Origin of the sequence: Streptomyces sp. NPDC006294 (assembly GCF_042870895.1) — a bacterium.
Classification (GTDB): domain Bacteria; phylum Actinomycetota; class Actinomycetes; order Streptomycetales; family Streptomycetaceae; genus Streptomyces.
The window spans coordinates 220,103-236,281 of record NZ_JBIAHV010000002.1 but is presented as its reverse complement, the minus strand read 5'-3'; the positions used below and the strand labels follow the sequence as shown (position 1 = coordinate 236,281).

The window sequence follows — 16,179 nt, the reverse complement described above, 5'->3', positions numbered from 1 at the left end:
ACACGTCATAAGGCCCCGGCCAAGCCCGGATCCGGGATGTCCCGTTACGCACCGCTATGGGTGCTGCCCGGGTGGGTACGGGGAGAGCCATCTCACGGGCCCGGACCCGGCCCGGCGGGCCCGGCGGGAGTCCCCGCCGGCCCCCGCCGCCGCTTCCGTCCTCAATCCACCCGGAACGCCCCCTCCCGCAGCTCCTCCGCCGACACGTCCCGCAGTCCGCCGTCGAGCAGCAGCCGGCGGGTGATGCCGATCGAGTCCAGGAACACCGGGTCGTGGCTGGCGACGATCAGCGCCCCCTCGTACGACTCCAGCGCCGCCGTCAGACTGCGCACGCTCGCCATGTCGAGATTGTTCGTCGGCTCGTCCAGCATGAGCAGCTGCGGAGCCGGCTCGGCGAGCAGCAGCGCCGCGAGCGCCGCGCGGAACCGCTCGCCGCCCGACAGCGTCCCGGCCGGCTGGTCGGCGAGCGCGCCACGGAACAGGAAGCGCGCGAGGCGTGCCCTGATCCGGTTGTTCGTGGCGTCGGGCGCGAAGCGGGCCACGTTCTCCACCACGCTCAGCTCGTCGTCCAGCAGGTCCAGGCGCTGCGGCAGGAAACGCAGCGGGACCTCGGCCACCGCCTCGCCCGCCACCGGCTCCAGCTCGCCCGCGATCGTGCGCAGCAGCGTCGTCTTGCCCGCGCCGTTGCGTCCCACGAGCGCGATCCGCTCCGGGCCGCGCACCTCCAACTCGCCCCGCACCTCGGCCCCGTACCGCAGCCGCAGCTCCCGAAGGCGCAGCACCCCGCGCCCGGGGTGCACCAGGGTGCTGGGCAGCTCGATCCGGATCTCGTCGTCGTCGCGTACCGCCTCCGCCGCCTCGTCGAGACGTTCCTTCGCCTCCGCGAGTTTCTCCGTGTGCATGATGCGGTGCTTGCCGGCCGACTCCTGGGCCGAGCGCTTGCGCGCGTTCATCACGATCTTCGGCTCGCGCTTGGTGTCGTACATCTTCTGGCCGTACCGCCTGCGGCGGGCCAACTTGACGTGCGCCTCGGAGAGCTCCCGCCTCTGTCGCTGTACGTCGGCCTCCGCGGCGCGCACCATGCGCTCCGCGGCCTCCTGTTCGACGGCGAGGGCCTGCTCGTAGGCCGAGTAGTTGCCGCCGTACCAGCTGACCTCGCCGCCCCGCAGGTCGGCGATCTGGTCGACCCGCTCCAGAAGCCTGCGGTCGTGGCTGACCACGACCAGCACCCCGGACCAGCGCTCCACCGCGTCGTAGAGCCGCCGGCGGGCGAACAGGTCGAGGTTGTTCGTCGGCTCGTCGAGCAGCAGCACGTCCGGCCGGGCCAGCAGCAGCGCGGCCAGCCGCAGCAGGACGCCCTCGCCGCCGGAGACCTCGCCGATGGTGCGGTCGAGGCCGATGTGCCCGAGGCCGAGCTGGTCCAGCGTGGCGTGCGCGCGCTCCTCGACGTCCCAGTCGTCGCCGACCGCGGTGAAGTGCTCCTCCGCGGGGTCGCCCGCCTCGATGGCGTGCAGCGCCGCGCGGGTGCCCGCGATGCCGAGCACCTCGTCCACGCGCAGGCCGGTGTCCAGGACGACGTTCTGCGGCAGATGGCCGACCTCACCCATGGTGCGGACCGTCCCGCCCGAGGGTGTGGCGGCGCCGGCGATCAGCTTCAACAGGGTTGACTTCCCCGAACCGTTGAGACCGATGAGTCCGGTGCGGCCGGGGCCGATCGCGAGATGGAAGTCCTCGAACACGACGGTGCCGTCGGGCCAGGCGAAATCGAGGGCGGAGCAGGTGACGAAGGTGGGGGAAGTAGACACAAGGGCCTCCCGGTTGCTTGGTGCGGAACGGGCAACGGGTGGAGACACCGGGGCGGGGCGACGGACGCCGGGAGGAGAGGTCCCGGTCGCGGGGTGGACGGCACGAGTCGCCGAGGTCGCACACGCGGCGCACGGGCAGGAAGCCGTGCCGCACGGTGTCTCAAGACCTCAGACGAGCAACGTCCTACTCCGATCGACGACAACAGAACCGTGGAACACGCTAGGAGCGGGCCGGATCGCCGTCAACGGATTAATTCGGCGGCGCCGGCGCAGGGCATCGGCGCCCCGCTCGGCGTCATGGCCGGCCCCGGCGCTCCCCACGTCGCCGAGCCGGGGCGGCTGGGCGCGGCCCGCGTCAGCGCCGGCTCCCGGATCGCGCAGGCCGCGCACGCGCTCGTACGGTCGGCGGCACGCGAGCTGCTCGGGCACGGGACGCACGGGGCACTGGCCGGCGGGTACGAGTACGGGGAGCTCAACGCGCTGCTGGGAGGTGACGCCGCCCCGGGCGGCGGTACGAGAGCCGCGGTCAGGAGGCGTCGCGCAGCAGCTCCGTCAGGTCCTCCTCCAGGCCCAGATACAGGTGCTCGCAGCCGGTCGGGACCAACTCCTGCACCCGGTCGAGGAAACGCCGCAGCTCACCGGTGCGGATGTGCACCATGGCCATGCCCTCCGGCGCGTGGAACTCCAGCACTGTCCGGTCGTAGCCGTACGGCCGCACCCGGACGTCACCGAGACCGGCCGGCTCGTGGACGCCCTCCGCCAGCAGTTCCCGCGAGAACGCCCAGGACACGTCCGTGCCCTCCAGGGTCGCCGGGCCGGGAAAGTCGATCCGCACGGCGAACGGGTCCAGCGGGTCGTAGTGCAGGGTCGCCGGTACGGACTCCATCTGGGGCGCGGAGGCGACGAGTCGGGCCTGAACGGCCTGCTCGATGACGGTGGACAAAGGCCCGCTCCTTCGATTGCGGCTCGCCGGGACCTGTGGCGCAGATTCTGCTGACACCAAAGAAGACGTCGGAACGAGTGGTTCCGTGCACCTCCGTGAAGCGTGACATGTGTCACCGCCCGCGCCGGTGGCCCGTATCGGCCCCTCCACGCACCCTGGACGGTCGTCGGCCGCTGGGCTAGCTTCCAGCGCCATGACGTCCAAGGGGAAGACGAGAAGAGCGGTGTCCGTGGGGCTGTGCGCGGCTGCCGTGGCGGCCGTGCTGGCCGGGCCGGCGCACGCGGCGCCGGCCGCGGACCGGCCGGCGGGCACCCACTGGAGCCTGAAGGACACCGGGACGGACGTGCGGCTGCGCGGGCTGGCGCCGGTCAGCCGGAGCACCGCGTGGGTCGCGGGGTCCAAGGGGACCGTGCTGCGCACGGACGACGGCGGCCGTGACTGGCTCGACGTCTCGCCGCCCGGCGCCGAGGAGCTGGAGTTCCGTGACATCGAGGCGTTCGACGCCCGGCGGGCCGTGGTCCTGGCCATCGGAGAGGGGGAGGCGTCCCGGGTGCTGCGCACCGAGGACGGCGGGGCGACCTGGACGGAGTCGTTCCGCAACACCGATCCGCGAGCGTTCTACGACTGCGTCACGTTCTTCGACAACCGCCACGGGCTGGCCATGAGCGACCCGGTGGACGGCAAGTACCGCATCCTGTCGACCGACGACGGCGGCCGTTCGTGGCGGGTGCTGCCGGACGCCGGGATGCCGCCGGCGCTGCCCGGTGAGGCGGGCTTCGCGGCGAGCGGCCAGTGCCTCGTCAGCGCCGGGCCCAAGGACGTGTGGCTGGCCACCGGCGGCGGGGCGACGGCCCGGGTCCTGCACTCCGCCGACCGGGGCCTGAACTGGACCGTCAGCGAGTCCACGATTCCGGCCGGCGACCCGGCCCGCGGCGTCTTCGCGCTGGCGTTCCGCGACCGGCGGCACGGGCTCGCGGTCGGCGGCGACTACCGCCGCGACCAGCTCTCGCCGCGGGCCGCCGCCGTCACACGGGACGGCGGCCGCACCTGGGGCCAGGCGCAGAACCCGCCGGGCGCGTACCGCTCCGGTGTGGCCTGGCTGCCGCACAGCAGGTCCGCCGCCCTCGCCGTCGGCCCCACCGGGACGGACCTGACGACCGACGGCGGCCGCACCTGGCGCACGGTCGACACGGGCTCGTTCGACACCGTCGACTGCACCGCGGACTTCGGCTGCTGGGCGTCGGGGGAGCAGGGCCGGGTCGCCCGCCTGGAGTTCTGACCCGGTCGGGCCGTCAGAAGGGCTGCTGCCGGTACTCGGGCCGTCAGGAGGGCTGTTGCCGGTAGGGAGCCAGCTCCGGGGCGGTCCTGGTCGCGATGAACTCCGTGATCCGGTACGCGCACACCCCGCCGACGACGAAGGGGTCGGTCGCCGCGGTCTTCTCGATCCGCGCGCGATCGTCCCCGACGGCCAGCACGATCCCGCCGTCGCGCGGCTTCTTGCGGCCGGACGCGATGACGACGCCCTCCTCGTACAGCCCGTCCAGCCAGGCCACATGGGCTTCCAGCAGCGGTTCGACGCGCTCGAGCGGGGCGGTGTAGGTCAGCTCCATCACAAACATGACCGCCACGCTACCGGGCGACCCCGCTCCTGGGCGCGGCCGCCGGGGCGGGTCATAGGGTGGGCGCATCATGAAGATCGTCGAAGCGCCCGCCGGCTGGCCCGTGAACGAAGAAGAGGCCCTGGCCGTCCAGGACGAACTGCGCGCCCGCGTCGTCCTGGACGAGCCGGGCCCGCCCGTCGGCGCCGGCCGGGTGACCGGTGTCGACGTGGCGTACGACGACGAGCGCGACGTCGTCGCGGCGGCGGCGGTCGTGCTGGACGCGGCGACGCTGGCCGTGGTGGAAGAGGCCACGGCGATCGGCCGGATCACCTTCCCTTACGTGCCCGGGCTGCTCGCGTTCCGCGAGGTCCCGACGGTGCTGGCCGCGCTCGGGGCCCTCGCGTCGGACCCGGGCCTGGTCGTCTGCGACGGATACGGCCGGGCGCATCCCCGGCGCTTCGGGCTGGCCAGTCATCTGGGGGTGCTGACGGGACTGCCGGCGATCGGCGTCGCCAAGAACCCGTTCGTCTTCTCGTACGGCGGACTGGGCCCGGAGCGGGGCGACTTCGCCGCGCTGGTCACCGACGACGGGGAAGAGGTCGGCCGGGCGCTGCGTACCCAGCGGGGCGTGAAGCCCGTGTTCGTCTCCACCGGGCACAGGGTCACGCTCGACGCCGCGTGCGCGCACACCCTGCGGCTCGCCCCCGAGTTCCGGCTTCCGGAGACGACGCGGCGGGCCGACGCCCTGTGCCGCAGGGCGCTCCGGGAGGCGACGGGCGGGTGACGGTCCGGCCCGGTAGCCGGAGTGAGGCCCCGTCACGTCGTGACGGGGCCTCACCTCTTGCCGCAGGCCCTTGCTCAGGCGGCCTTGCCGCTGTCGACCGCCGCGGAGTATCCGAAGGACTTGACGGCCTGGTAGTACGTCCACGCCGTCGAGTTGCACGAGGAGCGGCTCCAGCCGGAGTAGCGGTTGCACACCCGCTTCAGGTCCTCGTAGAACGCCGAGTCCAGTCTGGACTTGTTGGCGTCGAAGCGGCCCACGGCCTTGTAGTTGCGGTAACCGAAGTCATGGCGTGCGCATGACATCTTAAAAGGGAAGCCGAACGGGTTGTCCGGCGACGTGGAGCAGTAGTCCGTGGACCAGTTGAAGCCGTAGGCGCTCCACGCGCCCTGGTTGGCCCGGGCGGCGGCCCAGGCGTTGTAGCTGGATGCGCTGGTCTGGGTCCAGGAACTGAGCACCTGGAGCTTGTCGGCGGGGGCGGCGGAGGCCGAACCGGCGGGGAGCAGCACGGCGGGCAGCGCGAGCGCGGCGGAGACGAGCGGCAGGGCGAAACGGCGACGCATGCAGAAACCTCCATGTGAGGAACGGGGGTTGGTGCGCGCCACGTGGCCTGTCCACGGGCAGGTCCAGAGTCCCGCTATACGCGCGTCCTGCACAGTCTTTGCGTCACATGCAACGGATGAAATCCTGATGTCGTCCGGCGGTGAACCACCGCTCGCCGGACAAGAGGGAGCACACCGGGCACAGGGCGGGGCCGACGCCCGGGCATGGGTGCGCCCCGCCCGTACACGCGTACGGGCGGAGCGAGTTCGGTCGTCAGCGGGTGTGCGCCACCCGGAAGCGCAGGCGCGCACGCTGAAGCCGCGTCAGAAGCGCGTCGCCCATCGCGACGGCCGGCGTCACCTGGCCGGAGGTCCTCGGCAGCGTGTCGCCGGCGAGGCACATCGCCGACTCCGCGAGGATCTTCGCCGTCTCGTCGTAGCCGGGGTCGCCGCCCGTCACCTCGGTGAAGACCCGGCGGCCGCCGCCCTCGCCGACGAAGCGGACGGAGAACCAGCTCTCCGCGCGGCGCTTCGCGCTCGGGCCGTCGCCCGGCGCGTAGCGGTCCATCAGCCACCGTCTGACGGCTGGGACTTGGGCGAAGGCGAAGCCCACACCGAGTGCGGCCGGGCCGCCGAGGGCCATCGGCAGGGTCCGGACCGCCGCGTAGTGGCGGTAGCGGAAGTCGGGGCCGTAGCGTTCGAGCGCGCGGGCCGAACGGGCCACGACCTGCGGGTCGATCGTCGGCAGGGGCAGCGCCCACGCCCCCGTCTCCGGGCTGAAGCGGGGCCCGGCGAACGGCGCCCGGGCGCGGCGGCCGACCAGGCGCGGCTCGTGCAGCCGGCGCTCCCGCGCGGCGCGCAGCGTCTGCCGACCGCGACCCATCGCGGTGAGCGCGGAGGCCATCGTCCCGCCGGAGAACATCGCGTTGGAGCGGACGAAGCCGTCGACCGCGAGCGGCACTCCCTCGGGCAGCTGCCCGACCGTGAAGTACACACCCAGGTCGTGCGGCACCGAGTCGAATCCGCACGCGTGCACGAGCCGGGCGCCCGTCTCCCGGGCCCGTGCGTCGTGCCGCACGTACATCTCGTCCACGAACTCGGGCTCGCCGGTCAGGTCGACGTAGTCCGTGCCCGCCTCCGCGCACGCGGCGACCAGGCCCTCGCCGTACCAGACGTACGGGCCGACCGTCGTGGCCACGACCCGGGCGGACCCGGCGAGCTCCCGGAGCGATCCGTGGTCCGAGGCGTCGGCCTCGATCAGCGGCAGGGCGGCGTACGCGGGGTCGATGACCGCGAGCTGCTCGCGCAGGTGCTCGAGTTTGTCGCGGCTGCGCCCGGCGAGGGCCCACCGGAGGTCCCCGGGCGCGTGGTGGGCGAGGTACTCGGCGGTGAGCACGCCGACGAATCCGGTTGCCCCGAAAAGCACGATGTCGTACGGGCGCTCTGCGCGGTCCGTCGCGTTCTGGCTGTCCACTGGCTCCTCCGCCGTCTGGCCGTCGGCGGATCAGGGCCGGCGGCCCCTGCCCCACGCCGATGTCGGTGGCTGAGGCTAGCGCGCCATCCCGCCCGGCAGAAGATCCGTTTCCCATCGGTGACCCGCCGGGTCCGTACAGCGGATCACCGCGTGTCGCTCACGGCTAAGCGCTTGCTCTGCAGAAACCCTTGTGCGGCTCGGGAAGCATTCTTATCATCACTGGTGTTACATCAGTTGTGTCACATAGATGCTGGGGTGCTGGATGACGGCGACAGGGAACGGCCCGCTGGCCGGGGTGCGTGTGGTGGAGCTGGCCGGCATCGGGCCCGGCCCGTTCGCCGCGATGCTCCTCGGCGACCTCGGGGCCGATGTCGTACGCGTCGACCGTCCCGGCGGCGCCGGGCTCGCCATCGACCCGGCGTACGACCTCACCAACCGCAACAAGCGCTCGGTGCTGATCGACCTCAAGGCCGCGGACGGCCCCGGCCAGGTCCTCGACCTGGCCGAGCGCGCGGACGTGCTCATCGAGGGGTACCGGCCCGGCGTCGCGGAGCGCCTCGGCGTGGGCCCCGACGCCTGCCTCGCCCGCAACCCGCGCCTGGTCTACGGCCGGATGACCGGCTGGGGGCAGGACGGGCCGCTGGCGGAGCGGGCCGGCCACGACATCGCGTACATCGCCCTCACCGGCACCCTCTCCATGATCGGCAAGGCCGACGAGCCGCCCGTCGTCCCCGCCAACCTGGTGGGCGACTACGCGGGCGGATCGCTCTACCTGGTCATCGGCGTGCTCGCGGCGCTCCAGCACGCCCGTACGGAAGGCGGCGCCGGCCAGGTCGTCGACGCGGCCATCGTCGACGGCGCGGCCCATCTCGCCACGATGATCCACGGCATGATGGCGGCCGGCGGCTGGCAGGACCGCCGCGGCGCCAACCTCCTCGACGGCGGCTGTCCCTTCTACGGCACCTACGAGACGTCCGACGGCCACGCCATGGCCGTCGGCGCGCTGGAGCAGCAGTTCTACGACGAGTTCGTCGAGCGGCTCGGCATCAAGGACGACATCCCCGCCCGCAAGGACTTCGCCCGCTGGGACGAGCTGCGCCGGGCGGTCGCCGACCGGTTCAGGACCCGGACGCGCGCCGAGTGGACGGCCGTCTTCGAGGGCTCGGACGCCTGCGTGGCGCCGGTGCTCTCGCTGCGGGAGGCCCCCGCCCATCCGCACCTCGCCGCCCGCGGCACCTTCACCGACCACAGCGGCATCACGCAGCCCGCGCCGGCGCCCCGTTTCTCCGCCACCCCCGGGGCCGTGACCCGCGGGCCCGCCCTGCCCGGCGCGGACACCGCGGAGGTCGCCCGCGACTGGGACGTACCCGGCATCCAGCCCCAGGAGGACCGTTGAAGCGCCAGATCTTCGCCGCCGAGCACGAGGCGTTCCGCGAAACCGTCCGCACCTTCCTCACCAAGGAGGTGCAGCCCCACTACGAGCAGTGGGAGGAGGACGGCATCGTCAGCCGCGACGTCTGGCTGGCGGCCGGCCGCCAGGGCCTCCTCGGCCTCGCCGTGCCGGAGGAGTACGGGGGCGGCGGGAACGCCGACTTCCGGTACGCGGCCGTGCTGCACGAGGAGTTCACCCGGGCCGGTGCGCCGGGCCTCGCCATCGGCCTGCACAACGACATCATCGGGCCCTACCTGACCTCGCTCGCCACCGACGAGCAGAAGCGGCGCTGGCTGCCCGGCTTCTGCAGCGGCGAGACCATCACCGCCATCGCCATGACCGAGCCGGGCGCGGGCTCCGACCTCCAGGGCATCCGCACCACCGCGGAGGACCGCGGCGACCACTGGCTGCTGAACGGCTCCAAGACCTTCATCTCCAACGGCATCCTCGCCGACCTGGTCGTCGTCGTCGCGAAGACGACACCCGAGGGCGGCGCGCACGGACTGTCGCTGCTCGTCGTCGAGCGCGGGGTGGAAGGCTTCGAACGCGGGCGCAACCTCGACAAGATCGGCCAGAAGTCCCAGGACACCGCCGAGCTGTTCTTCCACGACGTCCGCGTCCCCAAGGAGAACCTGCTCGGCGAACTGAACGGCGCCTTCGTCCACCTGATGACCAATCTGGCGCAGGAGCGGATGGCCATAGCCGTGGCCGGCATCGCCGCCGCCGAACACCTGCTGGAGATCACCACCGAGTACGTGAAGGAGCGCGAGGCCTTCGGCCGGCCGCTCGCGAGGCTCCAGCACGTCCGCTTCGAGATCGCCGAACTCGCGACCGAGTGCGCCGTCACCCGCGCCTTCCTCGACCGCTGCATCGAGGACCACGCCAAGGGCGAACTGGACGCCGTCCACGCCTCGATGGCCAAATGGTGGGCCACCGAACTCCAGAAGCGCGCCGCCGACCGCTGCCTCCAGCTCCACGGCGGGTACGGCTACATGAACGAGTACCGCGTCGCCCGTGCCTTCACCGACGGACGCGTCCAGACCATCTACGGCGGCACGACCGAGATCATGAAAGAGATCATCGGCCGCTCCCTGCTCGGCTAGGGACTTTCATGTGGATCCAGCCGAGTCCCGCATGATCCATACGAAAGTCCCTGAAACCTCCCGAAAGGCTGACAAGGTGACCACCGAAGCGTACGTGTACGACGCGATCCGCACCCCGCGCGGACGCGGCAAGGCGAACGGAGCCCTGCACGGCACCAAGCCGATCGACCTCGTCGTCGGACTGATCCACGAGATCCAGGCCCGCTTCCCCGGCCTGGACCCGGCCGAGATCGACGACATCGTCCTCGGCGTCGTCGGCCCGGTCGGCGACCAGGGCTCCGACATCGCCCGGATCGCGGCCATCGCCGCCGGACTGCCCGACACCGTCGCCGGGGTGCAGGAGAACCGCTTCTGCGCCTCGGGCCTCGAAGCCGTCAACCTGGCCGCCATGAAGATCCGTTCGGGCTGGGAGGAGCTCGTCCTCGCCGGTGGCGTCGAGTCGATGTCCCGCGTGCCGATGGCCTCCGACGGCGGCGCCTGGTTCGCCGACCCGATGACCAACTACGAGACGAACTTCGTCCCCCAGGGCATCGGCGCCGACCTGATCGCCACCCTCGGCGGCTGGTCCCGGCGGGACGTGGACGAGTACGCGGCGCTGTCCCAGGAGCGGGCGGCAGAGGCGTGGAAGGACGGGCGCTTCGAGCGCTCCGTCGTCCCCGTCCGCGACCGCAACGGTCTGGTCGTCCTCGACCACGACGAGCACATGCGGCCCGGCACCACCGCCGACTCCCTCGCCGCCCTCAAGCCCTCGTTCGCCGGCATCGGCGACCTCGGCGGCTTCGACGCCGTCGCCCTGCAGAAGTACCACTGGGTCGAGAAGATCGACCACGTCCATCACGCGGGCAACTCCTCCGGCATCGTGGACGGCGCCGCCCTCGTCGCCATCGGCTCCAAGGAGGCCGGTGAGCGGAACGGCCTGACCCCGCGCGCCCGGATCGTCTCCGCCGCGGTCTCCGGCTCCGAGCCCACCATCATGCTCACCGGCCCGGCGCCCGCCACCCGCAAGGCACTGGCCAAGGCCGGGCTGACCATCGACGACATCGACCTGGTCGAGATCAACGAGGCCTTCGCCGGCGTCGTCCTGCGCTTCGTCCAGGACATGGGGCTGTCGCTGGACAAGGTCAACGTCAACGGCGGCGCGATCGCCATGGGCCACCCGCTGGGCGCGACCGGGGCCATGATCCTCGGCACCCTCGTGGACGAACTCGAACGCCGGGACGAGCGGTACGGCCTCGCCACCCTGTGCGTGGGCGGCGGCATGGGCGTCGCCACCGTCGTAGAGCGCCTCTGACCCCCGTCCTCTTCCTGCCTTACGGAGTAGCCACCACCATGAGCGAGCCCACCACCATCCGCTGGGAACAGGACGAGACCGGCGTCGTCACCCTCGTCCTCGACGACCCGAACCAGTCCGCCAACACCATGAACCAGGCCTTCAAGGCCTCGATCGCGGCCGTCGCCGACCGCGTGGAGGCTGAGCAGGACTCCATCCGCGGCATCATCTTCACCTCCGCCAAGAAGACCTTCTTCGCAGGCGGCGACCTCAAGGACATGATCAAGGCCGGACCCGACGACGCGCAGTTCGTCTTCGAGGCGGGCATGGGCATCAAGCGCGCCCTGCGCCGCATCGAGACCATCGGCAAGCCCGTCGTCGCCGCCATCAACGGCGCGGCCCTCGGCGGCGGTTACGAGATCGCCCTCGCCTGTCACCACCGCGTCGCCCTCGACGCGCCCGGCTCGAAGATCGGCCTGCCCGAGGTCACCCTGGGCCTCCTCCCGGCCGGCGGCGGCGTCACCCGCTCCGTGCGGCTCATGGGCATCGCGGACGCGCTGCTCAAGCTGCTGCTCCAGGGCACCCAGTACAGCCCGGCGCGAGCGCTGGAGAACGGCCTCGTCCACGAAGTGGCCGCCACCGAGGAGGAGATGATCGCGCAGGCCCGCGCCTTCATCGACGCCAACCCGGAGTCCCGGCAGCCCTGGGACGTCAAGGGCTACAAGATCCCCGGCGGCACCCCGTCGAACCCCAAGTTCGCCGCCAACCTGCCCGCCTTCCCCGCGAACCTGCGCAAGCAGACCGCGGGCGCGCCCTGTCCGGCGCCGCGCAACATCCTCGCGGCCGCCGTCGAAGGCTCCCAGGTCGACTTCGAGACCGCGCAGGTCATCGAGGCGCGCTACTTCACCGAGCTGGTCACCGGCGCGATCGCCAAGAACATGATGCAGGCGTTCTTCTTCGACCTGCAGGCCGTCAACGCCGGCCGCAGCCGCCCCCAGGGCGTCGAGCCGCGGCCCGTCCGCAAGGTCGCTGTCCTCGGCGCCGGCATGATGGGCGCCGGCATCGCCTACTCCTGCGCCCGCGCCGGGATGGACGTCGTCCTCAAGGACGTCACCGCCGAGTCCGCCGCCAAGGGCAAGGGCTACTCGGAGAAGCTGTGCGCCAAGGCCGTGTCCCGGGGCCGCACCACCCAGGAGAAGGCCGACGCCCTGCTCGCCCGGATCACGCCGACCGCCGACGCCGCCGACCTCGCGGGCTGCGACGCCGTGATCGAGGCCGTCTTCGAGGACACCGCGCTCAAGCACAAGGTGTTCCAGGAGATCCAGGACGTCGTGGAGCCCGACGCGCTCCTGTGCTCCAACACCTCCACCCTCCCGATCACCGTCCTCGCCGAGGGCGTCTCACGGCCGGACGACTTCGTCGGCCTGCACTTCTTCTCCCCGGTCGACAAGATGCCGCTGGTGGAGATCATCAAGGGTGAGCGCACCGGCGACGAGGCGCTGGCCCGCGCCTTCGACCTGGTCCGGCAGATCAACAAGACGCCGATCGTCGTCAACGACTCCCGCGGCTTCTTCACCTCCCGTGTCATCGGCCAGTTCATCAACGAGGGCGTCGCGATGGTCGGCGAGGGCGTCGACCCCGTCTCCGTCGAGCAGGCGGCCGCGCAGGCCGGCTACCCGGCGAAGGTGCTGTCCCTGATGGACGAGCTGACCCTGACCCTGCCGCGGAAGATCCGCAACGAGACGAAGCGCGCGGTCGAGGAGGCCGGCGGCACCTGGGCAGGCCACCCCTCGGACTCGGTGATCGACCGGATGGTGGACGAGTTCGGCCGCACCGGCCGCAGCGGCGGCGCGGGCTTCTACGACTACGACGAGGACGGCAAGCGCCTCGGCCAGTGGCCCGGGCTGCGGGAGCACTTCACCCGCGAGGGGGCCGACGTCCCGTTCGAGGACATGAAGGAGCGGATGCTCTTCTCGGAGGCCCTGGACACCGTCCGCTGCCTCGAGGAGGACGTCCTCACCTCGGTCGCCGACGCCAACATCGGGTCCATCATGGGCATCGGCTTCCCGGCCTGGACCGGCGGCGCCCTGCAGTACATCAACGGCTACGAGGGCGGCCCGGCCGGCTTCCTGGCCCGCGCCCGCGAGCTGGCCGAGCGCTACGGCGAGCGCTTCCAGCCGCCCGCGCTGCTGGTCGGGAAGGCGGAGCGGGGCGAGGTCTTCACCGACGCGTGACGGGCCACGGCGCCTGACGCGTGACCGCCACGACGGCGGCAGTCACCGGCCGCGCCGGTAGCTGCCGCCGTCCCTCGTCCGGCTCAGCAGTCCGGCCACCACCAGATAGCGGCGCAGCGCCGCGCAGTCGTCGTGCACGGAGCGCAGCGCGTTGTTGACCTCGCGCTCGGTGTAGTCGCGGTCGCCTTCGAACAGCGTCTCGGCGAGGTGTACGAGCAGTTGCTCACGGCGGGCCGGCTTACGGGGGATCGCGGTCAGCCGCCCCTGTGAGAAGAGGTCGTGGACACTGCGCGCGGAGCTGGTTCGTTGATCGGACATGGCCGGTACCCTCGCGCACCGTCATGGCCCGGGCAACGCATTTATGCCCTCCCCGCCTCCTGTGCCTCCCGGCCGCTCTCCGGCGGACTCCCGTCCTGCTCCTTCGTGAACGCGGCTCGCAGCTCCTCCCGCAGCGACCGCTGGAACGCCGTCACCAGGGCCTGGATCACCATCGGCTGCATATGGGCGGAGAGCGACTTCATGGCCTTGACATGGTCGGGGTCCGACTCGCGTTCCCGGTACGGGCCCCAGACCTCGTCACGGAAGAGCCGGCTCAGGTCCTCGGCCGCGGCCCGCGCGTGCTCCAGCAGCACCGTGCGGGACGCGAGGATCGTCTCGTGCGCGATCGGCACGTCCAGCAGCTCCACGCCGAGCCGCAGCAGCCCACAGTCCAGCCGGTACGCGTCCGCGCCGGCCCGGTCCAGGACGCCCATCGCGGCCAGCCGGCCGACATCCTGCTCCGACAGCGCCCGGCCCGCCCGGCGCTCCAGTTCCTCCCGGCCGACCTCCTCCGCCGACTCGGGGGCCCACGAGGCCACCAGCGCCCGGTGGATCGCCAGATCCTGCGCGCTCAGGTCCGCGGGAAGCTGCCCGAGATAGCGCTCGATCGCGGCGAGCGTCATCCCCTGGCGCTGCAACTCCTCGATCAGCGCCAGCCGGGAGACATGCTCGCTGCCGTAGTGCCCGACCCGGCGGGGCCCGATGACGGGCGGGGGCAGCAGACCGCGGGTGCTGTAGAACCGGATGGTGCGCACGGTGACCCCGGCGCGTGCGGCCAGTTCGTCGACGGTGAGCGTCTGCTCCTCGGTCTCGGTCGCCATGACCCTCCTTCTGCTGGTCCACTCCGGTGCAACAGTATTGCTGTCTCACCAGTGTTGTGAAAGGCGTGGGGCGATCGAGGTCCGATGTCAGTGGCGGATCGTACGGTGGTGCCATGTCCGAGATCAGATATGTCCGGGGGGACGCCACCGCGCCGCAGGCCAAAGGCGTCAAGCTGATCGTCCATGTGTGCAACGACCTCGGCGGCTGGGGCAAGGGCTTCGTCCTCGCCCTGTCACGCCGCTGGCCGGAGCCCGAGGCGGCCTATCGCCGCTGGCACCGCGACCGCGCGGGCAACGACTTCGGGCTGGGCGCGGCGCAGTTCGTCCAGGTCGGCCCGTATCTGTGGGTGGCCAACACGGTGGGCCAGCGCGGTATACGGACCGGCAGCAAGGGGGTGCCGGTGCGGTACGAGGCGATCGACAGGGCCCTGGCGGCGGTGGGGGACAAGGCCGTCGAGCTGGGCGCCTCCGTCCATATGCCGCGCATCGGCTGCGGTCTCGCGGGCGGCACGTGGTCGCGCGTCGAACCGCTGATAGCCGGGCGGCTGACGGCCCGCTCCATACCGGTCACGGTCTACGACCAAGGGGACTGACCCGGCTGCCGCGGTCGCCGAGACGTCAGCCCCTCACGGCCCTCCGCCGCATGCCGCCCCCCTGCCCCTCCGCGGCGCCCCGGGGCACGGCGAAGGGCGTGCCCGGCCGAAGCGGGCACGCCCTGCTGTGCGGAGCCGGTTCGGGGTGCGGTCGGTGGACGGCGACCCCGTAGGCGTGCGGTCAGTACACGGTGACCCCGAAGGCGCCGAGCGCCTCCTTGACCGGCTGGTGGAGGGCGGAGCCGCTGCTGCCCGTGCAGCCGGCGCTGCCGGAGTGGATGCCGAGCGCGGTGGAGCCGGCGAAGTGCGCGCCGCCGCTGTCGCCGCCCGCGGAGCAGGCGGTGGTGCGGACCAGGTCGTGGACCGGGCCGTCCCCGTAGTTCACCGTGACGTCCACCGCGGTCACCGTGCCGCTGGTGAGCTTGGTGGTGGAGCCGCTCTTGCGGATGGACTGGCCGACGATCGCGTCGGCCGCGGCGGTGATGTCCTGGTGGGTGCCGTTGTAGAGGTTGACGTTGCCCGCCGGCTGCGAGCCGTCGGTGTAGCGGACGATGCCGTAGTCGTTGGTCGGGAAGCTGGTGCCCGTGCGGGTACCGATCTCGGCGCCGCCGGAGGTGGCGGACCAGCTGCTCGCGGCGTTGGTGCAGTGGCCGGCGGTCAGGAAGTAGCGATCGGTGCCGTCGGAGACGTTGAAGGCCGCCGAACAGCGGTAGCCGCCGCCGTAGACCGCGTCGCCGCCCGCCACCTCCTTCTTGAACGTGCCGGGGACTCGCTTGATGCTGACGGCGTCTCCGAGCTGAGCGGCGACGCTCCGCAGCTTCGCCATGGAGGCCGCGGAGACCGTGCTGTCGGCCTCCACCGCGACCTTGTTGGCCGACGGGTCGATGCCCCATGAGGTGCCGGTGATCCTCGCCTTGGACTCCAGGGTGTCCATGGCAGCCCTGAGCTGGGCCATGCTGCGGCTCACGAGCTCGGCACGGGCGCCGGTGGCCCGCACCTCCTCGGCGGCCGCCGCGTCGGTGACGGTCACCACGAGTTCGCCGCTCTCCGCGTCGAGGTACGAACCGGCGCTGCGGTCGCCGAGGTCTCGTTCGAGCGTGGTGTGCAGGGAGTACTGGGCGGGCGACGCGGCGACGCCCGGGCTCGGGTTGCCGCCGGCGCCGGCGGTGTCGGCGGCGCCGGCCGTGGGGGAGCCGAGTGCGGCGGTGGTCAGGGCCAGCAGAGCGGGAAGGCAGATGCGCGCGCGGAGCGTGCGTCTCATG

At 72.2% G+C, this 16,179-nt stretch carries 15 protein-coding genes; 7 read left to right on the top strand and 8 right to left on the bottom strand.

What is annotated here, in order from left to right; all coding sequences use genetic code 11:
- Positions 1-161: 161 nt before the first annotated feature.
- On the bottom strand, positions 162-1,805 hold the full coding sequence (locus ACFYOP_RS04015; protein ID WP_356890750.1) for an ABC-F family ATP-binding cassette domain-containing protein: 1,644 nt from the start codon (positions 1,803-1,805) through the stop codon (positions 162-164).
- Between the two features lie 526 nt (positions 1,806-2,331).
- Complete coding sequence (locus ACFYOP_RS04010) at positions 2,332-2,748, bottom strand: SsgA family sporulation/cell division regulator (RefSeq protein ID WP_356890752.1); 417 nt, start codon at positions 2,746-2,748, stop codon at positions 2,332-2,334.
- A 193-nt stretch (positions 2,749-2,941) separates the two neighbouring features.
- Here ACFYOP_RS04010 and ACFYOP_RS04005 point away from each other — a divergent pair, with 193 nt between their 5' ends.
- Positions 2,942-4,027 (top strand): oxidoreductase, encoded by a 1,086-nt coding sequence (locus tag ACFYOP_RS04005; RefSeq protein WP_356890754.1) that lies wholly within the window; start codon positions 2,942-2,944, stop codon positions 4,025-4,027.
- 43 nt (positions 4,028-4,070) lie between these two features.
- Here the strand turns inward: ACFYOP_RS04005 and ACFYOP_RS04000 are convergent, their stop codons facing one another.
- A complete protein-coding gene (locus ACFYOP_RS04000; RefSeq protein ID WP_356890756.1) occupies positions 4,071-4,367 on the bottom strand; it encodes a YciI family protein in 297 nt (98 codons plus the stop codon).
- A 70-nt stretch (positions 4,368-4,437) separates the two neighbouring features.
- On the opposite strand from ACFYOP_RS04000, the gene ACFYOP_RS03995 reads away from it, so the two are divergent.
- Positions 4,438-5,133 (top strand): endonuclease V, encoded by a 696-nt coding sequence (locus ACFYOP_RS03995; protein ID WP_356890758.1) that lies wholly within the window; start codon positions 4,438-4,440, stop codon positions 5,131-5,133.
- Between the two features lie 74 nt (positions 5,134-5,207).
- On the opposite strand, the gene ACFYOP_RS03990 is transcribed toward ACFYOP_RS03995, so the two are convergent.
- Positions 5,208-5,693, bottom strand: coding sequence for a phospholipase (locus tag ACFYOP_RS03990; RefSeq protein WP_356890760.1), 486 nt, complete (start codon positions 5,691-5,693; stop codon positions 5,208-5,210).
- Between the two features lie 253 nt (positions 5,694-5,946).
- Complete coding sequence (locus ACFYOP_RS03985; protein ID WP_356890762.1) at positions 5,947-7,146, bottom strand: saccharopine dehydrogenase NADP-binding domain-containing protein; 1,200 nt, start codon at positions 7,144-7,146, stop codon at positions 5,947-5,949.
- Positions 7,147-7,408: 262 nt separating this feature from the next.
- Here ACFYOP_RS03985 and ACFYOP_RS03980 point away from each other — a divergent pair, with 262 nt between their 5' ends.
- From ACFYOP_RS03980 to ACFYOP_RS03965, 4 genes are all read left to right on the top strand, one after another.
- Entirely contained in the window at positions 7,409-8,542 is a 1,134-nt protein-coding gene (locus tag ACFYOP_RS03980) for a CaiB/BaiF CoA-transferase family protein (protein ID WP_356890764.1), read from the top strand.
- Positions 8,539-9,681 (top strand): acyl-CoA dehydrogenase family protein, encoded by a 1,143-nt coding sequence (locus ACFYOP_RS03975; protein WP_356890766.1) that lies wholly within the window; start codon positions 8,539-8,541, stop codon positions 9,679-9,681. The genes ACFYOP_RS03980 and ACFYOP_RS03975 overlap by 4 nt, the downstream gene beginning before the upstream one ends.
- Positions 9,682-9,757: 76 nt before the next feature.
- Positions 9,758-10,972 (top strand): acetyl-CoA C-acetyltransferase, encoded by a 1,215-nt coding sequence (locus tag ACFYOP_RS03970; protein WP_356890768.1) that lies wholly within the window; start codon positions 9,758-9,760, stop codon positions 10,970-10,972.
- Between the two features lie 38 nt (positions 10,973-11,010).
- Positions 11,011-13,185 carry a 3-hydroxyacyl-CoA dehydrogenase NAD-binding domain-containing protein gene (locus ACFYOP_RS03965; protein WP_356890770.1) on the top strand — a complete coding sequence of 725 codons (2,175 nt, stop codon included), beginning with the start codon at positions 11,011-11,013 and terminating at the stop codon, positions 13,183-13,185.
- A 42-nt stretch (positions 13,186-13,227) separates the two neighbouring features.
- On the opposite strand, the gene ACFYOP_RS03960 is transcribed toward ACFYOP_RS03965, so the two are convergent.
- The gene (locus ACFYOP_RS03960; RefSeq protein WP_356890772.1) at positions 13,228-13,503 is read right to left on the bottom strand and encodes a DUF2087 domain-containing protein; all 276 of its coding nucleotides are present in this window, start codon (positions 13,501-13,503) and stop codon (positions 13,228-13,230) included.
- 41 nt (positions 13,504-13,544) lie between these two features.
- Positions 13,545-14,324: a MerR family transcriptional regulator gene (locus ACFYOP_RS03955; protein WP_356890774.1), complete on the bottom strand. Its 780-nt coding sequence runs from the start codon at positions 14,322-14,324 to the stop codon at positions 13,545-13,547.
- 113 nt (positions 14,325-14,437) lie between these two features.
- On the opposite strand from ACFYOP_RS03955, the gene ACFYOP_RS03950 reads away from it, so the two are divergent.
- Complete coding sequence (locus tag ACFYOP_RS03950) at positions 14,438-14,917, top strand: macro domain-containing protein (RefSeq protein ID WP_356890776.1); 480 nt, start codon at positions 14,438-14,440, stop codon at positions 14,915-14,917.
- 181 nt (positions 14,918-15,098) lie between these two features.
- Here the strand turns inward: ACFYOP_RS03950 and ACFYOP_RS03945 are convergent, their stop codons facing one another.
- Entirely contained in the window at positions 15,099-16,178 is a 1,080-nt protein-coding gene (locus ACFYOP_RS03945; protein ID WP_356890778.1) for a S1 family peptidase, read from the bottom strand.
- Position 16,179: the final 1 nt, after the last annotated feature.